18 protein-coding genes are annotated in these 16,811 nt (G+C 33.2%); 13 read left to right on the top strand and 5 right to left on the bottom strand.

Annotated features, from left to right (window positions below; translation table 11 throughout):
* Positions 1–10: 10 nt before the first annotated feature.
* The 13 genes from lysA to C1S72_RS13370 all read left to right on the top strand — a co-directional run bounded on the left by lysA (position 11) and on the right by C1S72_RS13370 (position 12,584).
* Positions 11–1,216: a diaminopimelate decarboxylase gene (gene lysA, locus C1S72_RS13430; protein ID WP_104736248.1), complete on the top strand. Its 1,206-nt coding sequence runs from the start codon at positions 11–13 to the stop codon at positions 1,214–1,216.
* A gap of 90 nt (positions 1,217–1,306) precedes the next feature.
* Positions 1,307–2,392 carry an aromatic ring-hydroxylating oxygenase subunit alpha gene (locus C1S72_RS13425; protein ID WP_104736247.1) on the top strand — a complete coding sequence of 362 codons (1,086 nt, stop codon included), beginning with the start codon at positions 1,307–1,309 and terminating at the stop codon, positions 2,390–2,392.
* A gap of 1 nt (position 2,393) precedes the next feature.
* Positions 2,394–2,906, top strand: a complete 513-nt coding sequence (locus C1S72_RS13420) for an SRPBCC family protein (RefSeq protein ID WP_104736246.1) — start codon at positions 2,394–2,396, stop codon at positions 2,904–2,906.
* A 71-nt stretch (positions 2,907–2,977) separates the two neighbouring features.
* A complete protein-coding gene (locus C1S72_RS13415; protein ID WP_104736245.1) occupies positions 2,978–3,202 on the top strand; it encodes a hypothetical protein in 225 nt (74 codons plus the stop codon).
* A complete protein-coding gene (locus tag C1S72_RS14545; RefSeq protein ID WP_162919989.1) occupies positions 3,189–4,064 on the top strand; it encodes an ester cyclase in 876 nt (291 codons plus the stop codon). The genes C1S72_RS13415 and C1S72_RS14545 overlap by 14 nt, the downstream gene beginning before the upstream one ends.
* A gap of 10 nt (positions 4,065–4,074) precedes the next feature.
* Entirely contained in the window at positions 4,075–5,133 is a 1,059-nt protein-coding gene (locus C1S72_RS13405) for a proline iminopeptidase-family hydrolase (RefSeq protein WP_104736358.1), read from the top strand.
* Between the two features lie 32 nt (positions 5,134–5,165).
* A complete protein-coding gene (locus C1S72_RS13400; RefSeq protein ID WP_104736244.1) occupies positions 5,166–6,209 on the top strand; it encodes a hypothetical protein in 1,044 nt (347 codons plus the stop codon).
* A 2-nt stretch (positions 6,210–6,211) separates the two neighbouring features.
* The gene (locus C1S72_RS13395) at positions 6,212–7,627 is read left to right on the top strand and encodes an MBOAT family O-acyltransferase (RefSeq protein WP_104736243.1); all 1,416 of its coding nucleotides are present in this window, start codon (positions 6,212–6,214) and stop codon (positions 7,625–7,627) included.
* A gap of 15 nt (positions 7,628–7,642) precedes the next feature.
* The gene (locus tag C1S72_RS13390; protein WP_104736242.1) at positions 7,643–9,379 is read left to right on the top strand and encodes an amidohydrolase family protein; all 1,737 of its coding nucleotides are present in this window, start codon (positions 7,643–7,645) and stop codon (positions 9,377–9,379) included.
* 7 nt (positions 9,380–9,386) lie between these two features.
* Complete coding sequence (locus C1S72_RS13385; RefSeq protein ID WP_230401660.1) at positions 9,387–10,580, top strand: DUF1624 domain-containing protein; 1,194 nt, start codon at positions 9,387–9,389, stop codon at positions 10,578–10,580.
* A 34-nt stretch (positions 10,581–10,614) separates the two neighbouring features.
* Entirely contained in the window at positions 10,615–11,001 is a 387-nt protein-coding gene (locus C1S72_RS13380) for a cupin domain-containing protein (RefSeq protein WP_104736240.1), read from the top strand.
* A gap of 34 nt (positions 11,002–11,035) precedes the next feature.
* Positions 11,036–11,821 (top strand): DUF6090 family protein, encoded by a 786-nt coding sequence (locus tag C1S72_RS13375; RefSeq protein ID WP_104736239.1) that lies wholly within the window; start codon positions 11,036–11,038, stop codon positions 11,819–11,821.
* A complete protein-coding gene (locus tag C1S72_RS13370; protein WP_104736238.1) occupies positions 11,814–12,584 on the top strand; it encodes a DUF6090 family protein in 771 nt (256 codons plus the stop codon). The genes C1S72_RS13375 and C1S72_RS13370 overlap by 8 nt, the downstream gene beginning before the upstream one ends.
* 210 nt (positions 12,585–12,794) lie before the next feature.
* Here the strand turns inward: C1S72_RS13370 and C1S72_RS13365 are convergent, their stop codons facing one another.
* From C1S72_RS13365 to C1S72_RS13345, 5 genes are all read right to left on the bottom strand, one after another.
* Complete coding sequence (locus C1S72_RS13365; RefSeq protein ID WP_104736237.1) at positions 12,795–13,175, bottom strand: glyoxalase superfamily protein; 381 nt, start codon at positions 13,173–13,175, stop codon at positions 12,795–12,797.
* Positions 13,175–13,753 carry a hypothetical protein gene (locus tag C1S72_RS13360; protein WP_230401659.1) on the bottom strand — a complete coding sequence of 193 codons (579 nt, stop codon included), beginning with the start codon at positions 13,751–13,753 and terminating at the stop codon, positions 13,175–13,177. The genes C1S72_RS13365 and C1S72_RS13360 overlap by 1 nt, the downstream gene beginning before the upstream one ends.
* Positions 13,750–14,451, bottom strand: a complete 702-nt coding sequence (locus C1S72_RS13355; RefSeq protein ID WP_104736236.1) for a T9SS type A sorting domain-containing protein — start codon at positions 14,449–14,451, stop codon at positions 13,750–13,752. The genes C1S72_RS13360 and C1S72_RS13355 overlap by 4 nt, the downstream gene beginning before the upstream one ends.
* A 4-nt stretch (positions 14,452–14,455) precedes the next feature.
* Positions 14,456–15,859 (bottom strand): M20/M25/M40 family metallo-hydrolase, encoded by a 1,404-nt coding sequence (locus C1S72_RS13350; protein ID WP_104736356.1) that lies wholly within the window; start codon positions 15,857–15,859, stop codon positions 14,456–14,458.
* A 71-nt stretch (positions 15,860–15,930) separates the two neighbouring features.
* The gene (locus tag C1S72_RS13345; protein WP_104736235.1) at positions 15,931–16,809 is read right to left on the bottom strand and encodes a polyphosphate kinase 2 family protein; all 879 of its coding nucleotides are present in this window, start codon (positions 16,807–16,809) and stop codon (positions 15,931–15,933) included.
* Between the last annotated feature and the right edge of the window lie 2 nt (positions 16,810–16,811).

Raw genomic sequence — 16,811 nt, 5'->3', positions numbered from 1 at the left:
ATTAAAAAAAATGAATTCAAAAACCTTATTACAAATTGCAGCGGACTATGGAAGTCCCGTTTATGTGTATAACTCTGAAAAAATTGTTTCACAGTACAAACGCTTAACCAATGCTTTTAATAAGGTTAAAAAGGTAAAAATAAATTATGCTGTAAAAGCGTTATCAAACATTTCAGTATTGAAACTTATGAATTCATTAGGTTCAGGTTTGGATACGGTATCTATTCAGGAAGTAAAACTGGGATTAGAAGCTGGCTTTTCACCTGAAAACATAATTTATACGCCTAATGGTGTGTCCTTGGAAGAAATTGAACTTGCTGCCAGTTTAGGTGTACAGATTAATATTGACAATCTCTCTATTTTGGAGCAATTTGGAACCAAATTTCCAAAAACACCAGTTTGCATTCGTATTAACCCTCATGTTATGGCTGGCGGAAACACAAATATTTCAGTTGGTCATATTGATAGTAAGTTTGGTATTTCCATCCATCAAATACCGCATATTTTACGTATTGTAGAAAACACCAATATGAACATTAACGGCATTCACATGCATACAGGTAGTGATATTCTAGATATCGATGTGTTTTTGTACGCCAGTGAAATTTTATTTGAAACCGCCAAAAACTTTTCAGATTTAGAGTTTATAGATTTTGGTTCAGGTTTTAAAGTGCCTTATAAAGATGGCGATATTGAAACCAATATTGAAGAACTTGGAAACAAGTTAAGTAAACGTTTCAACGCATTTTGCAAAGAATATGGTAAAGAATTGACCTTGGCTTTTGAACCAGGAAAATTTCTTGTAAGTGAAGCAGGTTATTTCTTAACTAAAGTTAATGTAGTTAAGCAAACCACCTCAACTGTATTTGCACAAATTGATTCAGGATTTAATCACTTAATTCGTCCTATGCTCTATGGCTCCCAACATGAAATCATTAACATATCCAATCCAAATGGTCGTGAACGCTTTTATTCAGTTGTAGGCTATATTTGTGAAACAGATACGTTTGCCAATAACCGACGTATTAATGAAATTACAGAAGGTGATATTTTAGCATTTAAAAATGCTGGCGCGTATTGCTACTCTATGGCTTCAAATTACAACTCACGCTATAGACCTGCAGAAGTTTTATGGCATAACGGAAAAGCGAATTTAATCAGAAAACGCGAAACCTTTGATGATATCATTAAAAATCAAATAGAAATAGCTCTATAAATCATTTTTTTCGTTTATCGAATTCTACAAAGTAGATTTGCTCATGTTATGAAATTACTGTAATTTTTGAGTCTAGAAATTTCGGTATTTATGAGCAAAAAATTCTATGTCGATCCAGATATAAAAGTTGCAGAGACTTTGCCTGCCGATTTTTATAGAAGTCAAATTGTATTTGAAGATATTAAAGAGAAGGTTTTTGTAAAAACCTGGCAATTCATAGGTGATGATAATTTAGTGCCATTTGCACAAACCGTTCATCCGTTTATTCTTTTGGACAACTATATTACAGAGCCATTGGTACTATCTAGAGATGCAGAGGATAGTATCAAATGTTTCAGTAACGTATGTACGCATCGCGGGAATATTGTAGTCAATAATCCTGGTAAATTGAAACAATTACGCTGTATGTATCATGGACGACGATTTGGCTTGGACGGAACATTTAAATCCATGCCTGAATTCGAAGAAGCTGAAAATTTCCCAAGACCTTGTGATAGTTTGAGAGAATTTTTGGTGCGTACACTAGGCCCATTTGTTTTTGTTGGCTTAAACCCATCTTTCGATTTAGATGATGTATTAAGTGTGATGATAGAGCGCATTGGCTTTTTACCGTTGCATCAGTTTAAATTAGACACTGGTTCTAGTAAAGATTATTTAGTTAATTGCCATTGGGCGCTGTACTGTGATAACTATTTAGAAGGATTCCATATCCCTTTTGTTCACGATGATCTCAATGAAGTTTTAGATTATGGTAATTACACAACTGAAATTTATAAGCATTGTAATCTACAAATTGGTTATGCTAATGAAGGTGAGGAAGTCTTTGATTTGCCTCAATATCATAAAGATTACGGTAAAAACATTGCAGCCTACTATTATTGGATTTTCCCGAATATGATGTTTAATTTTTATCCTTGGGGTTTATCTATTAATGTGGTGAAACCTATGAGTTTAAACAAAACTAAAGTTTCCTTTATAACATATGTCCATGATGAAACCAAACTTAATAAAGGTGCTGGGGCTCTTTTAGACAAGGTTGAACGCGAGGATGAATTTGTGGTTGAAGGTGTTCATAAAGGTGTACAATCTCGTTATTACAACACGGGTCGGTTTTCACCAACACGAGAAAAAGGTGTACACCATTTTCATGGCCTACTTGCTAAATACCTGAAATAATATGGAAAAACTACAATGGCATTCATTTGAAAAAAAGATTTACATCAAATCAACAGCTAAAGAACTTTACCAATTATGGGCTACAGAAAAAGGCATCACATCTTGGTTTTTGAGTCAAGCAAAATTCAAAGATAAGTCAGATGCCTTAAGAAATAAACAAGATTTTGTTCAAATTGGTGACACTTATACATGGCATTGGCATAATTGGGATGGTAAAGCCGAAGGAACTATTACTCAAGCAAATGGTAAAGACTTTCTGGAATTTACATTTGAAGGCTCAAAAGTATCCGTAACACTTGAAGAAAAAAATAATGTTGTCATTGTCTCATTAAAACAATTTGAAATCCCCGAAGATGATGAAAGTAAACTACGCATTCATTTTGGTTGTAGTAACGGATGGACTTTTTGGCTTACTAATTTAAAAGCTTTTGTAGAATATGGCATTTTACTCAATGAAACCGAGATTAATTTAAAAGAAAACGAACTTTCTGGTTATGTATTTGTAAACATGTAACTTATTCTTTTTTTTAATATCTTTAGAATCTCCCTCAAGTCTTTTTAATAGCATTAAAAAAGACATTATAAATGAAACCAACCAAAATTGTTGCTCCTAGCGTTGCAATAAATTTTACTCCAAATCAATATTTTAATCCTACCTATTCTTTTCTACCCTTTTTCTTCTGGGTAACAACTGCTATACATATTTACCATTATATCTTTATTTCACTTAATGAAATAAAAAAAATAGAAATTCAAAAATTATATCATTTAATCAACCCGTTAAAAAACACTAATCATGAAAACAATTAAACTTTTAGCAATAGTATTGACTTTGTCATTATTATCTTGTAGTAATCCCAATCAACAAATAGAAAAAGACATGGAAATGTACACCACTGTTTGGGATGACATTATTAACAAAGGTGAACTTGACAAAATAAACAACACTTATTTTGATGAAAACATAACACTTATCAGTAGTCCTGAAAATGTAGTTGGCATAGCTAATTTTAAAGATTATTATTCCAATTTCGTTACTGGTTTTTCTGAACCAAATTTTACCATAAAAGATATTTTTGGTCAAGGAGACAAGCTGGTAAAACACTGGCACTTCACTGGTAAGCATACTGGTGATTTTTTTGGCATTCCACCTACAGGAAAAGCAGTCGATGTTGAGGGTACCACTCTCGTAAAAATGAAAGATGGAAAGATTGCTCAAGAACAAGACTTTATGGATAACATGATTTTTATGCAACAATTAGGTTTTGTTTCTGACCCAAATAATTTAGCCGTTGTAAATGCTGCCTATGAGGCATTTGGAAAAGGCGATATTGAAGGTGTAGTAGCTACATTTAGTCCAGATATTGTTTGGAATGAAGCTGAAGGTAATGCATATGCCGACGGCAACCCATACAAAGGAGCAGATGCTATTGTTGAAGGTGTTTTTGGTCGTGTAGTTAATGAATGGGATGGATTTACACTTAAAAACATTGAGTTACATGAAATGTCCGAAAATCAAGTTTTGGCCACATTACGCTATAACGCCAAACATAAAAAGACCGGTAAAAGTATAGATGCTCAAGTAGCGCATCATTGGACTTTAGAAAATGGTAAGATTATAGGTTTTCAGCAATATGTTGATACGAAACAATTAGCTGAAGCTTCAAAATAAAATGGATATAATGAAATTAAACATTTATATAGTTCTGCTATTTTCAATTTTGGCTTTTAATTGTCAAGAAAAAATAGAAAAAGAGGTTGTTGCACCCGAAGAAAAAATTAATAGTGGTTATCTTGACTATTCAGGAAATGAAGACCAATTTACAGGTGGCATAAATATGATTCCTATTAAAACCGAAGTTGGAACCTTCAATGTCTACACAAAACGCGTGGGAAACAATCCGAAAATGCGCGTTTTACTTTTACATGGTGGACCAGGTGGTACTCATGAAGAATTTGACTGTTTTGACAGTTATCTTCCTAACGAAGGCATCGAATATATTTATTATGATCAGTTAGATTCTTATTATAGTGATAAGCCTAATGATTCAACACTTTGGACTACAGAACATTATGTAGAAGAAGTTGAGCAAGTTAGAAAAGCTCTAAATTTAGATAAGGATAACTTTTATTTATTAGGGCAATCTTGGGGAGGAATTCTAGCAATGGAATATGCACTAAAATATCAAGATAATTTAAAAGGTTTAATAATTTCAAACATGATGTCTAGTGCTCCAGCATATAGTAAATATGCTCAAGAAGTTCTAGGTCCACAAATGCCTACTGAAGTTTTAAATGAAATTTTAGAATTTGAAGCCAACAAGGACTATTCTAATCCTAGATATGGCGAACTTTTAATGAATCACTATTATACCGAACATACATTACGAATGCCTATAGAAGAATGGCCAAAATCAGTAAATTTATTATTCCAACATTTAAATCATGATATATACTTATATATGCAAGGACCAAGTGAATTTGGGATGGCAGGAAATGCCACACTTAAGAATTGGGATGTTTCAAACCGATTAAAAACGGTCAATACTCCAACACTTGTTATAGGTGCGACGTATGACACCATGGATCCAAAACACATGGAATGGATGGCAAATGAGTTTCCTAACGGGCGATTTTTGTTATGCCCGAATGGTAGCCATTTCGCACAATACGATGACCAAAAAACTTATTTTAAAGGACTTATTAATTTTATTAAGGATGTGAATAATGGTTCATTTTAATCATGACTTTTACTAACTAAACCAACCAAAATATGAATCTTAAACAATCATTAATCTGCGCGATAGCATTGTGTGTTTTAGGCACAGTTGCTTGGGAACTATATTGGCGCTCGCAAGGCTATTATCCGGATTTAGATAACGATGAGGCTTTATTTGCGGCACAACGCAAACGTGCAGACAAAGCGTCAAACTCTGATGTCATTCTAATTGGTTCATCACGAATTCATTTCGATATTCAACTAGATGTTTGGAAAAAAGAAACCGGAATAAAACCAATTCAATTAGCTTATCCTGGCGCAACACCGCTTCCAGTTTTTCACGATTTGGTTCATAAGACCGATTTTTCAGGAACAATTGTAGTTGGTGTGACACCAGGTTTATTCTTTTCTTCGACCACCACTGAAAAGCGAGCCTATAGAAGTGCTAACGACAAAGTTGAATATTTTCATGATCAAACTTATGCACAACAATTAAATCATATCTTATCAATCCCATTACAGCAAAACCTCGCGTTTATGAGCGATGCAGATGGTATAGATGCTATGAAATTGCAATTCTTATTAGAAGGTATCCAATTTGGAAACCGAATTGAAGGAAGTGACTTCCCTCCTTTTCCAAACTTCGCCGATATCTCATTAGACAGAAACTTACGCATGACTGAAAAAACAGTCACGGACACCGCTTTTGCTAGACTGATAAAAAATGTCTGGAGTTTTAAAAGTACGCCTGAAACACCTCCAAGAGAATTGGATAAAGAAGGTGTTATGAAAATCTTTGTAGCTGATGCAAAAGCATTTCAAGACCGCGGTGGAAATCTGGTTCTTTTAAGATGTCCTTCAACTGAATATTATCGTAAAAAAGAAGAAAACTTTTATTGTCGTGATGAATTTTGGGATGAACTCGTTAAACAATCTGGTGCGAAAGGTTATCATTTTGAAGATTATGCACAATTAAAAGATTTAGATTGTCCAGAATGGTCACACCTTTCTGGTGAAGACGCTGATTTTTTTACAGCCGAAGTCGCTAAAATTATGATGAACGATAATAGTATTCCATTTAACCTTAAAACTAACTAGACATGTTATTTAACTCATTAAGTTTTGTAGTTTTTCTAGTTATAGTTTTACTACTCTATTATTCTAAATTTTTGAATTGGACCAACAAAAAACGCATGCTATTGTTAGCCAGTTATGTGTTTTATGGTTTATGGAATCCACCTTTAGTTATTCTATTATGGATATCAACAATGGTGGACTGGACTGCAGGGAAACGCTTAGCTGTAGAAGAGAATCAAAGAAAACGAAAAATGTGGCTTCTAACAAGTATGTTTGTCAACCTGGGTTTTCTGGGATTTTTCAAATACGGAAACTTTTTATTGGAGAATTTCACGGCCGTTATAAACGCCATGGGATTTGAATATGAAGCTTTACCAATGGACATTATTCTACCTATGGGTATTTCGTTTTACACGTTTCAAACCATGTCGTACACCATTGATATGTATAAACGTAAAATTGAACCAGCCAGAACATTTTTGGATTTTGCATTATATGTTACGTTCTTCCCGCAATTAGTTGCTGGTCCAATTGTTAGAGCAAAAGATTTAATCACACAATTTTACGAAGAGAAACGAGCAACAGCCAATCAATTTTTTTGGGGTATTTTTTTGCTAACCATCGGATTGTTTCAAAAAGTAGTAATGGCAGACGCCTTGTTATCCAGCACATCTGATAATGTATTTGGTTCAGACAAGTTATTACACGGTGTTGATGCGTGGATTGGAACCCTTGCCTTTTCAGGACAAATTTTCTTTGATTTTGCAGGATATTCAACATGTGCCATAGGTATAGCATTAATGCTTGGTATTATTCTACCAGACAACTTTAGATATCCTTATGCCTCACTTGGTTTTTCTGACTTATGGAGTCGCTGGCACATTTCATTATCAAGCTGGTTAAAAGACTATTTATATATTCCTTTAGGTGGTAATCGTCATGGTATAACACGAATGTATGTAGCCCTAATGCTTACCATGCTTCTTGGTGGGCTTTGGCATGGTGCCGCTTGGACCTTTATGGTTTGGGGTGGACTACATGGTACTTATTTGATATTAGAAAAGCTGCAAAAACAATACCTACCATTTAAAATCACTAAATGGAATGGCATATTCTTGGCATTTATCACCTTTTCGTGTGTAAATATTACCTGGGTGTTTTTTAGAGCAAGAGAATTTGATACGGCTTGGAACATGATAAAATCCATGTTCTATATGCAAACCGAAGGTGAAAAGATATTGGGTTCTTTTGAAGTTTTAAAAGTTTCTGTAGTAGTTGGAATACTTTTTATCTGTCACTGGTTGATGCGAAATACAAGCATGAAAGCTGTATCCTTAAAAACAAATCCGTTAGTATTGGGAATATTCTGGGCAATTATGCTATTTCTCATAATCATATCACAAGGTAGCGGTGAACAATTTATTTATTTCCAATTTTAAACTATTAATAGACCTATGAAAGCACATGTTATGCTCTTTATCTTTTACCTATTAAGCATGTATGGTTTTTCACAAACCTATATTACTAATGCAACTATTGTTGATGTTGAAAAGAAAAAGCTAATCGAAAATCAAACCGTTGTAATTACAGACGATGAAATTTCAAATATTCAATCTAATAAAAAAGTAAAAATTCCTGAAAACGCTACTGTTATTGACGCTACTGGGAAGTTTATAGTACCAGGTCTCGTTGATGCTCATGTTCACTTTTTTCAGAATGGTGGATTGTATGCACGACCTGATGTTATTGATTTAAGAGGAGATCAACCTCATAAGGATGAAATAGAACTTTCGAAAAACAATATGGATATCCATTCAAAATTATATGTCCGTAATGGCATAACAACCGTTATTGACGTTGGAGCGACTTACAATTTATTAAACAAAAGACGTGATTATAAGAACAATCCATTAGCTCCTAATATTTACATGACTGGTCCTTTATTAACCACATATGAACCAGCAGTATATAATAATCTCGATAAAGACGAACCGTTTAGTTTGGTAAAAACAGTAGAAGATGGTATAAAAATGGTGCAAAATCAATTACAATACAAACCAGACTTTATTAAAATCTGGTATATCGTGGGAGCCGATGGTTTAGATACCGAAACCAGCGCACGTAAAAACCTACCAATAATAAAAGCAATAATTGAAGAATCGCACAAAAACAATTTAAAAGTTGCTGTTCATGCTACTCAAAGAATCACTGCTCAATTAGCGGTGGAAAATGGCGCTGATTTTTTGGTTCATAGTGTTGATGATGAATTAATAACAACTGATTTCGCTAACCTTCTTAAAAAGAACAACACAATTTTATGTCCAACACTTATTGTGCATGACAGATATAACAAAACATTTGCACAAGATTTTGATTATAACAATCATGAATTAACCACATCCAACCCCTACCAACTAGGTACTTTGATGGATTTGGCACATCTGGAAAACAAACAACTTACAGATGGTTATAAAAATGCGATGAAATCGCAGCAGAATATATCACGAGCAGAGCAATTGAACGCTACAATGATGACCAATTTAAAAACATTAGTTGACGCAGGTGTTACCATTGCTACAGGAACCGATGCTGGAAATATTGGAACATTGCATGCCTCATCATATCTAGCCGAATTACAAGCTATGCAAACCAGTGGCATGACTAATTGGCAAATATTAGAAGCATCAACAATTAATGGTGCAAAAATTTTAGGTAAAGAATCCGAATATGGAACTGTAAGTATTGGTAAAAAGGCAAATCTTATTATACTTGATTCTAATCCAATAACAGATATTAATAATCTAACCACAATACATCAAGTAATCAATAAAGGAAAAGTATTAGAACTAAATGACATCATAAAAGATACACCTGAAGCTTTGGCGCAAAGACAATTAAACGCTTACAACGCCAGAAACATTGAAGCCTTTTTAGAACCTTATGCAGATGATGTTGAAGTGTATACATTTCCTAATCAATTAATGTTTAAAGGTAAAGATCTCATGCGTGTGAGTTACGCACAGATGTTTAAAAACACTCCCAATTTACATTGCGAGTTAGAAAACAGAATTATTCAAGGTAATGTAGTTATAGATGAAGAGCGCGTTCAATTTGGAGAAAGGATAATTGAAGCCACAGCTATATATCATATTGAAAAGGGCAAAATACAGAAAGTTTATTTTATAAATTAAACTGAATATGATGAACAAAATAAAATCAACTAGAATAGAATCCATAGACATCTTAAGAGGTCTTGTTATGATTATTATGGCGTTGGATCATGTAAGAGATTACACAAATGTGGGTTATGTTTTTGGAGATCCAACCAATATGGATACTACAACACCTTCTCTATTTTTTACAAGATGGATTACGCATTTTTGCGCACCTGTTTTTGTGTTTCTAGCTGGAACATCAGCTTTTCTATACGGATCAAAAAAATCCTCTAAAAGCACATTATCAAAGTTCTTATTCACTCGAGGCCTGTGGCTCATTTTTATCGAATTAACAATAGTAAACTTTGCTTGGACATTTGATTTTAATTTAGATCTCCATATTTTTCAAGTTATCTGGGCTATTGGCATTTGTATGGTGCTACTAGCCGTATTAATTTATTTACCTAAAAAAGTACTTTTAGTACTCGGTCTAATAATAGTATTTGGGCATAATGCGCTTGATGGAATAACCATGCAAGGCAACGACCCTTTAGCTATTTTATGGTACTTAATACATCAACAAAATTTCGTTATACTTGACGGTGGTGAAAGTGTGTTATTTATTGCCTACCCTATTCTACCATGGTTAGGAATCATGATTCTAGGATATTGCTTTGGACATTTTTACACTCGTGATTTTAATGTCCAGTTAAGAAAAAAATGGTTGCTTATTTTAGGTTTTGCGTCTATAGCTCTTTTTGTGGTATTACGATATATTAATGTTTATGGTGATTTAGTGCCATGGAGTGTTCAAAAGGATTCTACTTTTACCTTTTTATCATTTATTAATACTGCAAAGTATCCACCTTCATTGCTTTACACATTAATGACTTTGGGCCCAGCCATGTTATTTTTATATAGTATTGAATCTGTAAAAAATGCTATTACTAATGTATTAATTGTCATTGGTCGCGTGCCTTTCTTCTATTATATTTTACACTTATATCTTATTCATCTAATTGGCTTAATTGGGCTGAATATTTTAGGTGAAAATTGGAGAGAATTAATTTTAACCCCAACACGCTTCACCAGTGGCTATTTAGCTGATAAAGGTTTTGACCTTTGGGTAACTTATGCGGTTTGGCTTATAGTAGTAATTGTTCTATATCCATTCTGTAAAATGTTTATGAGATATAAAGCCAATAATCGTGATAAATGGTGGTTGAGTTATTTGTGATAAAATAACTTAATGATTATTAAACTTTTACTAAATGACATATTTTTCAAAAAATCTATTTTTCAGTTTCATAACAGTGATGATGATCACTTCTAGTAGTTGTAAAAAAACTCAAGACTTGCCAGATCCTCTGGAGGCTGGATGGAACAACAAATCTGTTTGCGAAGTTATTGAAGACAGCCCGAAATTACGTGTATTAAAATGTACCTTTCCGCCAGGTGTTGGCCACGAAAGACATTATCATGATGCTCATTTTGGCTACACTGTTTCAGGAAGCACCTTTAGAATTAAAGACACTACAGGTGTTAGAGAAGTATATGTGCCATCAGGCAGCAGTTTTTCAAACGACAGAATAGATTGGCATGAAGTTTTAAATATAGGAGATAGCACAGCTGTTTTTTTAATAATTGAACCTAAATAGGATGATCAAATTCTTTCGAAAAATCCGCCAAAATATGATAAAAGAAAATCGAGCTAGTAAATATATACTTTACGCCATAGGTGAAATTATTCTCGTGGTTATAGGAATTTTAATTGCTCTTCAAATTAATACTTGGAATCAAAAACGACTGGAAAGAGAACAAGAAGTTAAAATACTGAGCTCATTAAAAAAAGAATATATTGATAACTTGAATCAATTAAATGACAAAGTTTTCATTAGAAAAAAAATTATCTATTCAGCCAATCAATTAATAGAAATAATGGATAATCAAAATCTTGAAAGCCAATCTATTGATAGTATTGAAACTTACATTGGCACAACAACAGTCTTTCCTACCTTTAATGCTATAAGTGGCGTTACTAATGATATACTGAATTCTGGTAAACTTCATCTTATTGAAGATAATGAATTGCGAATTTCACTATCTAATTGGTCTGGTGATGTTGATCAGGTTACTGAAATGGAGACCGCACTGTTAAATTATTATTTTAATTCTTATCAGCCCTTTTTAGTTGAAAATATTCAATTAAGAAATAGTTTTAATGCCATGCTATCGCTTGCAAACTTGACAGAAAAATTCAACTTAAATAAATCTGTAGAAAATGTAAAAAGTATAGACGGTTCAAAAAAGATTTTTGAATATGAATCTATTTTTAATAACGAGAATTTTGAGGATTACCTTGTTACTATTTTGACATATTCTCGAGTGGCAAACATTCAATGTGAAGGCTTAAAACTTAAAATCACTAATAATTTAAAACGCATCGACAATGCCTTATTAAATAATAATAATGATTAAATTCTTTCGAAAAATCCGTCAAAATATGATACATGAAAATCGGGCAAGTAAATACATGCTATATGCTGTAGGTGAAATAATTCTGGTTGTAATTGGAATTTTAATTGCATTACAGATAAACAATACAAACGAAGCTAAAAAAGAACGAGCAAAAGAACTCAATTATTTAAAAAACATTAAAACCGATTTAAATCTTACTATTGCAGAATTAGATTTATTTATTTCTACACGTAATTCACAAATTGAAGCTGCAAAAAGAATAATAGAACATTTTGATGGTAAACCAATTGAAGATTATAATGCCTTTAATAAAGACATAGTTGACATTTATACTTGGCAACGTTTTTTCCTAATTGATAATACGTTTCAAGAGTTAACTAATTCAGGAAATCTTGCAATAATTTCTAATGATTCCATTAAGAATGCTCTACTTACTATGCAAACTATATATAAAAAAATAAAATATAATGAGGACCACTTTAGGTATGATGCAGAAGTAACGTTGTATGAACCTTCTTATGACATGCTGGATATATACCCCATATCTAAAAACTACTTTCACCAAGTTACCAATGGCAACATGGGTGAACTTGTAGAATTAAAAAAAGAAGATTTCGCTTTGATGCTTACTGATTTAAAACAGAAAAATGGTTTTGCATTTGCTATTCTTGAGTTTACAACCATGAATATGGGATTTAATGACATGAAAGTCAAATCACAAGAATTAATCCGTCAAATTGATGCCGAAATCAAGAAAGATTAATGCAATCATGATGTCATAATTATTAGTTAAACCGACTGAAATATTCTTTAAAATAGAGCAAAGAAAGTACCTTTGTAGCAAATAATTGTTATGGACGGTTTTAGTATAGTTATGGTTTTTGCCATTATCCTTTTCGCTAGATTAGGGGTGAGACTAGTGACTAAATATCTGCAAATGAAACGTGAAGAGCAAGAAGAAAATCAATCGTAGTTATTGTAATTCCTGATAAAAAGTTAGTCCGTTTTTATATAAATCATAAAATGCAAACTCTTTTGTTTGCCACGATGTTTCGCGTATAGCTGTATTTTCGTGAAAAACATCTTTTGATGTGTATTCTTCAAACAATAATTCAATATTTTGAGTAACTATTCTTAACATGGGTCTATCAATAGTATTTTCCCATTCTTTTGCATCATGCCATTGTAGGTGAATCTCAATATCGTCCCGACGCACACCAGCATATGTGGGATTTTTAGAATCATTTGCAAATGCAATCTTAAAATCTAATTTGTTAACATAAAACGATAAGGCTTCTACTACATTTTGCACTGGCAAAACAGGATGTATTTGGTGTAAATGTGCTTTTCCCATTACTCTCTTAATTTACCGCTAAAAACACTCACTTTCGAATTAAACGGGTTCCCAGATGAACGCCTTAATAAAACCAGTTGACCACAATGCCAAACAGCATCCTCAATTGGACCATTTATTTGATTCCAAAATGGTATTTCACGATCTCCAAATACTATTTTAAACTGGCTAATATCATCACTGGTTCTTAAAATATCCGCAGCTGTTTTAAAGTTGAATAAAGTTGCTTTTCGCATAGCCTCAAAACTCAATTCTTCCTCATCCTCTTTTTTATTGTTATCCTTTTTTAAGGTTGAATTAACTATCATTTTTGAAAGTCCGTAAATGTGCTCAATAGTTTCCATAGAAGAGCGCGCATCATCATTAGGCTTAAAATCTAAATCCTCTTGACGCAAACCTTCAGTTGCCCAATAATAACGAAAACCCAATCCATCTATTGCTCGTGCTGCTACGGTTCCAGCAGTAAAAGTTTCTGGGTATTCAGGGATTTCGTAATAAGGCAGTTTATCTTCATCTGATTGTGAATAACCAGAAGTAAAAGCTAAAACTAAAATAGTAGTAAAAACAGTCTTCATCATTGTTTTATTATTTTTTTTATTTCTTTCCTATAATTATTTCCATCAAAAACAAAGAAGTAAACACCTGGTTTTAATTCTGATACACTAATTACCGATTCATTTTGATCTACAGTTTCCGAAAACATGAGCTGACCTTTAATATTGTAAACATTAACATTCAAGCTTTGACTATTATGTTTTTCTATAACTAGTTCATTAACTACTGGATTAGGGTAGGTTTTAATTTCAGATAGCTTAAACTCATTAACATGAAGTCTCGCACTACCGTAAATAGCTTGATCACCATTAGCACTAGTGACAACTAATGTATTGGTATCAGATTCCATTGTAATCTCATAAGAAAACAGATTTTCTTGATTACTAAAATAAAAATTGAAATACATAGATTCATAGACACTATTTTCAGTCAATCCACAAGTACTTAAAGTTTGATATAACTCTGTAAAGGTGAAACTACTTGATGAATCATCAAAACTCAAATTACCAGTTAAACTATTACACATTTCAGAGTTAAAGTCATAAGGTTCAATTAAAAAATCTAATGTAATATCTGTAATTTCTGCATTCACTGGAGGAATGTTGTCTTCGCCATTAATAATGACATTTTGCAAATACCATGTGTTATCATCAAGTTCTGGTGCCTGGGTAAAGCCTTTAAATGAAATCAGGAATAATAATGCGAGTAGAAATTTATTCATAATATCAATCTTTTAACTCTTCATTATTTGAAATTGGTGAAATGCCATACTTATCAATTAAATACACCAAACTGGTCATGGTTGCTGCTCCTAATTCTAACTCCCTTTTATTTACATGCTCAAACGTATCATTGGCTGCATGATGGTGATCAAAATAGCGTTGTGAATCTGGACGTAAACCTGCACAAACATTAGTATCGGTTTTTAATGGTCCAACATCGGCACCACTTCCTCCTTTTTCAAAATAGTGAATCAAATACGGTTTGAATAAGCTTCTCCAACTTTCAATTTTATTAAAAACCGCATCGCTACAATCAAAACTAAAGCCACGAGGTGTAAAACCACCAGCATCACTCTCTAAAGAAAAGATATGATTTTCACCCTTTTGTTTAGCAACTTCGGCATATTTGGTGGCACCACGCAAACCATTTTCTTCATTCATAAATAACACCACACGAATACTGCGCTTTGGCTTGATACCGCTTTCCGTCAGCAAGCGTAATACATCCATAGATTGCACACAGCCAGCACCATCATCATGTGAACCATCACCCAAATCCCATGAGTCTAAATGGCCACCAACAATAATATATTCATTAGGAAATTCACTGCCAGTAATTTCACCAATAACGTTGTATGACTGGACTTCTTTCATTTGCTGACAAGTTTGATTGAAAAAGAATTTCAAATTTTTATCCAATGCCAACATGCCACTTAACTTTTCTGCATCATTGGTACTTATTGCTGCTGAAGGAATACGTTGAGAGTTTGGTAAATCGCCATAACTCATACTACCAGTGTGTGGCAAATCATCTAAACGTAAATTCATTGAGCGCACAATAACACCAACTGCTCCAAGTTTACCTGCTTCCATTGCACCTGCATAACGTTGATTTACACAACCACCATAGGCTTCAAACGTTTGTATTAAGTCTGGTTGCATGGGTCTATTAAAAAACACAATTTTACCAGCTACTTTTTCTTTACCCAAAGCTTTAAGTTCATCAAAATCATTCACTTCAACAACTGGAGCTTTGACACCACCATAAGGCGTAGCAATAGAACCTCCTAACGCACAAATATTAACGGTAGATGTGGTTCCAGAACTGGCTTCAATAAAGGCATATTCTTTTGTGCCACGAACCCATTTTGGCACCATTACGGGTTGCAACCAAACTTTATCTAAACCTAATTTTTTGAGTTCCTCTTTGGTATATTGAACCGCTTTTTCGGCGTTTAGTGAACCGGATAATCTTCCCCCAATTTGATTTGACAAGTGATCTAACCACTCATAGCTTTTACCATTAGTCAATGAAGTTGTATAAATTGTTCGTAAGGTTTCGGCGTCTGTTTGGGCTTGAATGTTAAGTGCAAACAATAAAAGTAGGAGCCAAATAGGTTGTTTCATGTTGTTCATTTTTAATTTAAAAATTAAAGATAGGTTTTATAATAGATTGCAGTTCTAAAAGAAACCTTAATTTATTCATTTTTTAGTTGGTTTCTATAGGATTCCAAATTGGCTTTTATCTCATCATCTAATTCAGGTTCTTTAATATCTTTATAAGTCTTTAATGTGTCTAACAGAATTCTTGCTACTATATAGCGCGCTGTAGGTTTATCATCGGCAGGAATAGCATACCATGGCGCATGAGGTTTTGATGTTCTATTTAAAGCATCTTGATAACAGAATTGGTAATCATCCCAACGTTTACGTTCTTTTAAATCACCTGGTGAGAATTTCCAGTTTTTTTCAGGTTTGTCCAAACGTCTTAATAGCCTGTGTTTTTGTTCTTCTTTAGATAAATGTAGAAAGAACTTAAAAATTATGGTACCGTTTTCGGCTATGTGTTTTTCGAAATCATTGATTTGTTGAAAACGCTTATTCCAAAAATCATCATTCACATCACTAAGGTCTTTGACATCAGGTAAATTTTCCCCAAGAATATATTCAGGATGAACACGTGTGACCAATACATTTTCATAATGGGTTCTATTAAAAACACCAAACTTACCTCGTGCTGGTAAGGCTATATAATGTCGCCATAAATAATCATGTTTTAATTCAAGTTCTGTTGGAACCTTAAAACTATGAACCACAATTCCTCTAGCATTGAGCTCTTTAAAAACTTCACGTATCAAACTGTCTTTCCCTGCGGTATCCATACCTTGAATGCAAATTAGCACAGCATATTTTCCGTGAGCATACATGGCATTTTGGATTTTTGCCAAATCTTCACATACATCTTCTAATTCATTTTCAATTTTCTTTTTAGACGCCTCCAAATCTAAAGTTGTTGCTATATTTTGAAGTTGAATAGGTTGTTTGACTTTGAATTGGTTACTATTAATATCTTTCATGT

The organism is Hanstruepera ponticola, from assembly GCF_002940745.1.
GTDB classification, from domain to species: Bacteria; Bacteroidota; Bacteroidia; order Flavobacteriales; family Flavobacteriaceae; genus Hanstruepera; species Hanstruepera ponticola.
The sequence above is the reverse complement of the archived record's forward strand: the minus strand, read 5'-3'. Positions and strand labels throughout refer to the sequence as shown.

Bases quoted from the DNA above. Each gene is read 5' to 3' on its own strand.
- lysA (WP_104736248.1), top strand. From the start codon at position 11: ATGAATTCAAAAACCTTATTACAAATTGCAGCGGACTATGGAAGTCCC.
- C1S72_RS13425 (WP_104736247.1), top strand. From the start codon at position 1,307: ATGAGCAAAAAATTCTATGTCGATCCAGATATAAAAGTTGCAGAGACT.
- C1S72_RS13420 (WP_104736246.1), top strand. From the start codon at position 2,394: ATGGAAAAACTACAATGGCATTCATTTGAAAAAAAGATTTACATCAAA.
- C1S72_RS13415 (WP_104736245.1), top strand. From the start codon at position 2,978: ATGAAACCAACCAAAATTGTTGCTCCTAGCGTTGCAATAAATTTTACT.
- C1S72_RS14545 (WP_162919989.1), top strand. From the start codon at position 3,189: ATGAAAACAATTAAACTTTTAGCAATAGTATTGACTTTGTCATTATTA.
- C1S72_RS13405 (WP_104736358.1), top strand. From the start codon at position 4,075: ATGAAATTAAACATTTATATAGTTCTGCTATTTTCAATTTTGGCTTTT.
- C1S72_RS13400 (WP_104736244.1), top strand. From the start codon at position 5,166: ATGAATCTTAAACAATCATTAATCTGCGCGATAGCATTGTGTGTTTTA.
- C1S72_RS13395 (WP_104736243.1), top strand. From the start codon at position 6,212: ATGTTATTTAACTCATTAAGTTTTGTAGTTTTTCTAGTTATAGTTTTA.
- C1S72_RS13390 (WP_104736242.1), top strand. From the start codon at position 7,643: ATGAAAGCACATGTTATGCTCTTTATCTTTTACCTATTAAGCATGTAT.
- C1S72_RS13385 (WP_230401660.1), top strand. From the start codon at position 9,387: ATGATGAACAAAATAAAATCAACTAGAATAGAATCCATAGACATCTTA.
- C1S72_RS13380 (WP_104736240.1), top strand. From the start codon at position 10,615: ATGACATATTTTTCAAAAAATCTATTTTTCAGTTTCATAACAGTGATG.
- C1S72_RS13375 (WP_104736239.1), top strand. From the start codon at position 11,036: ATGATAAAAGAAAATCGAGCTAGTAAATATATACTTTACGCCATAGGT.
- C1S72_RS13370 (WP_104736238.1), top strand. From the start codon at position 11,814: ATGATTAAATTCTTTCGAAAAATCCGTCAAAATATGATACATGAAAAT.
- C1S72_RS13365 (WP_104736237.1), bottom strand. From the start codon at position 13,175: ATGGGAAAAGCACATTTACACCAAATACATCCTGTTTTGCCAGTGCAA.
- C1S72_RS13360 (WP_230401659.1), bottom strand. From the start codon at position 13,753: ATGATGAAGACTGTTTTTACTACTATTTTAGTTTTAGCTTTTACTTCT.
- C1S72_RS13355 (WP_104736236.1), bottom strand. From the start codon at position 14,451: ATGAATAAATTTCTACTCGCATTATTATTCCTGATTTCATTTAAAGGC.
- C1S72_RS13350 (WP_104736356.1), bottom strand. From the start codon at position 15,859: ATGAAACAACCTATTTGGCTCCTACTTTTATTGTTTGCACTTAACATT.
- C1S72_RS13345 (WP_104736235.1), bottom strand. From the start codon at position 16,809: ATGAAAGATATTAATAGTAACCAATTCAAAGTCAAACAACCTATTCAA.